Origin of the sequence: Caballeronia arvi (genome assembly GCF_001544695.2) — a bacterium.
In the GTDB taxonomy this organism is placed as follows: domain Bacteria; phylum Pseudomonadota; class Gammaproteobacteria; order Burkholderiales; family Burkholderiaceae; genus Caballeronia; species Caballeronia arvi.
Window position 1 is genome coordinate 1 of the sequence record NZ_FCOM02000158.1, and the last position, 3,292, is coordinate 3,292.

The 3,292-nt window shown below is 58.9% G+C and carries 4 protein-coding genes; 1 reads left to right on the forward strand and 3 read right to left on the reverse strand.

Translation table 11 applies throughout. The annotated features are described in order from the left end of the window. From AWB74_RS43675 to AWB74_RS43690, 3 genes are all read right to left on the reverse strand, one after another. Nucleotides 1-676, reverse strand: a 676-nt coding sequence (locus AWB74_RS43675; protein WP_235024947.1) for an alpha/beta fold hydrolase, incomplete at its 3' end; no start/stop codon positions are given. A 339-nt stretch (nt 677-1,015) separates the two neighbouring features. Further along, complete coding sequence (locus AWB74_RS43680) at nt 1,016-1,516, reverse strand: DUF4142 domain-containing protein (protein WP_235024948.1); 501 nt, start codon at nt 1,514-1,516, stop codon at nt 1,016-1,018. A gap of 721 nt (nt 1,517-2,237) precedes the next feature. After that, nucleotides 2,238-2,618 (reverse strand): hypothetical protein, encoded by a 381-nt coding sequence (locus tag AWB74_RS43690; protein WP_143749520.1) that lies wholly within the window; start codon nt 2,616-2,618, stop codon nt 2,238-2,240. 336 nt (nt 2,619-2,954) lie between these two features. Between AWB74_RS43690 and AWB74_RS43695 the strand changes: the two genes are divergently transcribed. After that, entirely contained in the window at nt 2,955-3,173 is a 219-nt protein-coding gene (locus AWB74_RS43695) for a hypothetical protein (RefSeq protein WP_061152690.1), read from the forward strand. The last annotated feature ends 119 nt before the right edge of the window (nt 3,174-3,292 follow it).

Sequence of the window (3,292 nt, forward strand, 5' to 3'; positions counted from 1 at the left end):
TTTCGACAGTGCGTCCGTACATCATGCGCGCGACGATTGGCGAAAGCGTGTAGCGCAACACGTCTCCGATGACCGGAATGGCGGCGGGTGCGCTGATCGCAACGTCTGCTCGTAGAGTTGGATAGAAGTAGCCGGAGATCAGCGTGAGCCCGCGGATCTCCGTGTGCGGGTCAAGCGCCATGGCCGACGCAACCAGACAGCCGAACGAGTGGCCCACAATCACCGCACCGGAAAGCCCCATCTTTTTAAGTGCAAGCTGGATCGTGCGTGCCTGTGCATGCGGTGTCCAAAGGCGGTCGCGGGGCCGCTCGCTGTACCCGAATCCGGGACGGTCGAAAGCGATGACGCGGTGCCGCTTCGTAAGACGACCGAAAAGCCCGCTCGCGAGGAAATCCTGCGCCGTGACCAGATTTCCGTGCAAAAGCACTACGACCGGCCCCTCGCCCTCATCGAAGTAGTGCAGACGCACGCCATCCGCCTCGATGAATTGACCGAGAGGTGGACAGTCGCGCTCCGCACGCCGCGCCCGCATCGCCGTCCAGGCCGCCACGCCGATTGATGCAGCGACCGCGCCGCCAATCAAAGCGTACCGTGGAAGCAGTGATCGGTTCCGTTCATCCTTCATGGTGTCCCCATAGAGTTCGATGCTGAGGTTGAGCAGTGGGTTCGACTCCATGTCTCGCCCACCGCTAAGCGGCCGATTTGTAGCTTGCAAGCCCTCCCCGTTCCCGTGGCCAGTTCGGAACAGCGCAACGCTGCCTTCCAACCGTTCCATGTGACCGAGTCACAGCACATGCGCAACCTGTCTCGCACTGAACTCCGATCCACGAAGCCAAAGAACGATCAAGGCACGGCGCAAGGCCAGCAGCAAAGGAATCAACAGAAGCTTGCATCAGGCGGTCTGCGTTAGTCGTAATTGATGCGCGATAAGCGTAGATGCAGACGCGCGTGCAGCAACGCGCGTCTGCGTTTCTCAATTATCGAGCTTTCACACCTGAGCCGCTGGTTGCAACAATCACTGCAGGCCCTTTTTGGCAGCGAGGTCCTGCGCCATCTTCAAATGTTCTTGGATCGTCGGCAGCGCCTTCTGTGCGGCCTTTTTGAGATCGGCGTTCTGACCTTCTTGCGCCTCCTTTCGGAATGCCGCCACCGCCTTCTGATGCCCTTCAACTCCGACCTTCTGGATGTACATCCTGTCGAACTCCCGACCCTTGAGCGGCTTGAGCCCATCGATGACCGACGTGTCAGAGTTATCCTTCGGCACTTCGACGCCGTGCGGCGCCGCCATCTTCAACTGCATGGTCAACTTCGTGTGATCGACCATCATGTGATGGGCAAAGCTTTTGACGTCCTTGTCCTGCGACTGTTTGGTCGCAAGCTTGGCTGTGTCGATCTCCGTCGAGCTCGATTCCGTCGCGGCCTGAACGAAAGCCTTGTCGACCGCGGGTAATTCGTTAGCCTGGGTCGTGCTCGCTGCCTGCGTCTGTGCGAAAACGATGAGGGGCGCACCGCTCATCAGCGCAGCGCTGAATACGGTGACTAAAGCCGAGGTTGCATTCATGATGATCTCCGTGATAAATGAGCCAATTGCGCCGGTTCTTTAGCAATTGCGATACCGTGCCGGGCTTCCGCGGCTTACCCTACCGCCGAGCCTTCGACGCGCCGTCCGATTTCGCGAGCGGTTCGTCGGGCTCCTGGTCGTGCGCCGGAAAGGCTGTGCCCACGGCCCTCTCGCCGTCTTGTAAATCGAGATGGGGCATTTCTAGCCCTGCAATCCTATCGATTATTGCCGGTCAGCATCCTAAGTACCCGCTGATTCTCGTCCTTCATCGGTCGAACTGGCTTGTCATAAGCAGGCTATCCGGCAATTAGCTTCTCAAAACGGCCGCCGTCACCCACCTTTCACGCTCACTTGGATGCACAACACTGCCATAGCGCATAGATGTCCGCCGTCTTGGGGCGTCTCGTGACCGCGCCACACGCGCCCGGCGGACGCGTGGCACTTCGCTTCGCGCTGAACCCCCGTCGCTGAATGCGCCATCGTCTCGTACAAGCAGTCGCGCCACAGCTGAACGATTTCAATTACTTGTTCGGTTAAGGAAGTCCATCGTGCCATCGGCGTCTCCATAAAAGACGATCAAGCGCGAGCTCCGCCACGCTTTTTGGTTTGCCGGTGCGATCGCCAAAAAGTCCGGGAGTTGCGCGTCCGCCCGGACCGTCAAACCGGAGCGCCGCCCTTAGGCGGAGCTTCCGCCGTTCGCCCATCCGCGGGCCGCCACTTTTTCATCGCATTGCAAATATAACGCCCGCATCACGGGCCGCTCGTAGTCGATGACCCCGATCGCCGTAACGAGCTCGAGCTCCAGGCGGCCGGCTTCAGTCTCGAGTATCCAACGGTTCCCATGCGCGAGCTGTGCTGCGATCCACGAAAGCTGCGCGGTTTCTAACCAACTGGCGGACTTTTCGTGAGCCGCCAACCATCGCCGTATCGCTTGCTCGCGGTACTGAATGCCAGGCCACGCACCCGACCTGTGGTAATTGGTCATCATTCCCCAAGTCAGCCAACAAAGTAGTTGGACTCGGTCTCGGTGCTCGAGCGGAGGAAACAGGTTGAACATCGGTCATCTCGCGCTAGGACACGCACTGCCCTCTCACAGCGCATTTCGCGGGTTATCTCGTTCGAAGCGCCGACGCCGCTACAGGCTCAGCCGTTTTCGTGCCAGCACTATCGGACCAGACGATGCGTCGGCGCAAATTCGTGCACCGCATTTTGAAGCCTATTTCCAAATTAAGAAAATCGAATCCTATCGCTTGGTCGGCGCTGCTAGACTTGGCGCAAAGACAGTCGAATGTTCCGACGATAACTGGGTCGCCTGATCGTAGCCGGTATGGGTACACTAAGAGCTAAGCATCAAGCCCGCGCGGGTCGCCGGTGAGCGTATCGGAAAACTATCATGCGAACTCAATCCATCTTGAAAGGGCGGTTCACCGTTATTCCGGAGTTTGAATTGGCGGCGCCAGGCAGCTACGTTACGATCGTTCGGGTTACCGAGCAGGCCGATGGCGGAATGAAGACTTCGATACGCAGAGGAACGCGCCTGTTCGCCTCTGCGGCCGACGCACTGGACGACGCGGCCCATCAAGCGCGACGTATCGCGGCCGCACTGACTTAGCTGCCAGACTCGTACCGGTCATCTAAAGTGGTTTCTTGCGCGCCTCAATTCGATGGGCGTTTCCCTTCTCCATGCGGGTCAAATTGCCACCAGTTCGCAATGCCGATTTAATCGGTCAT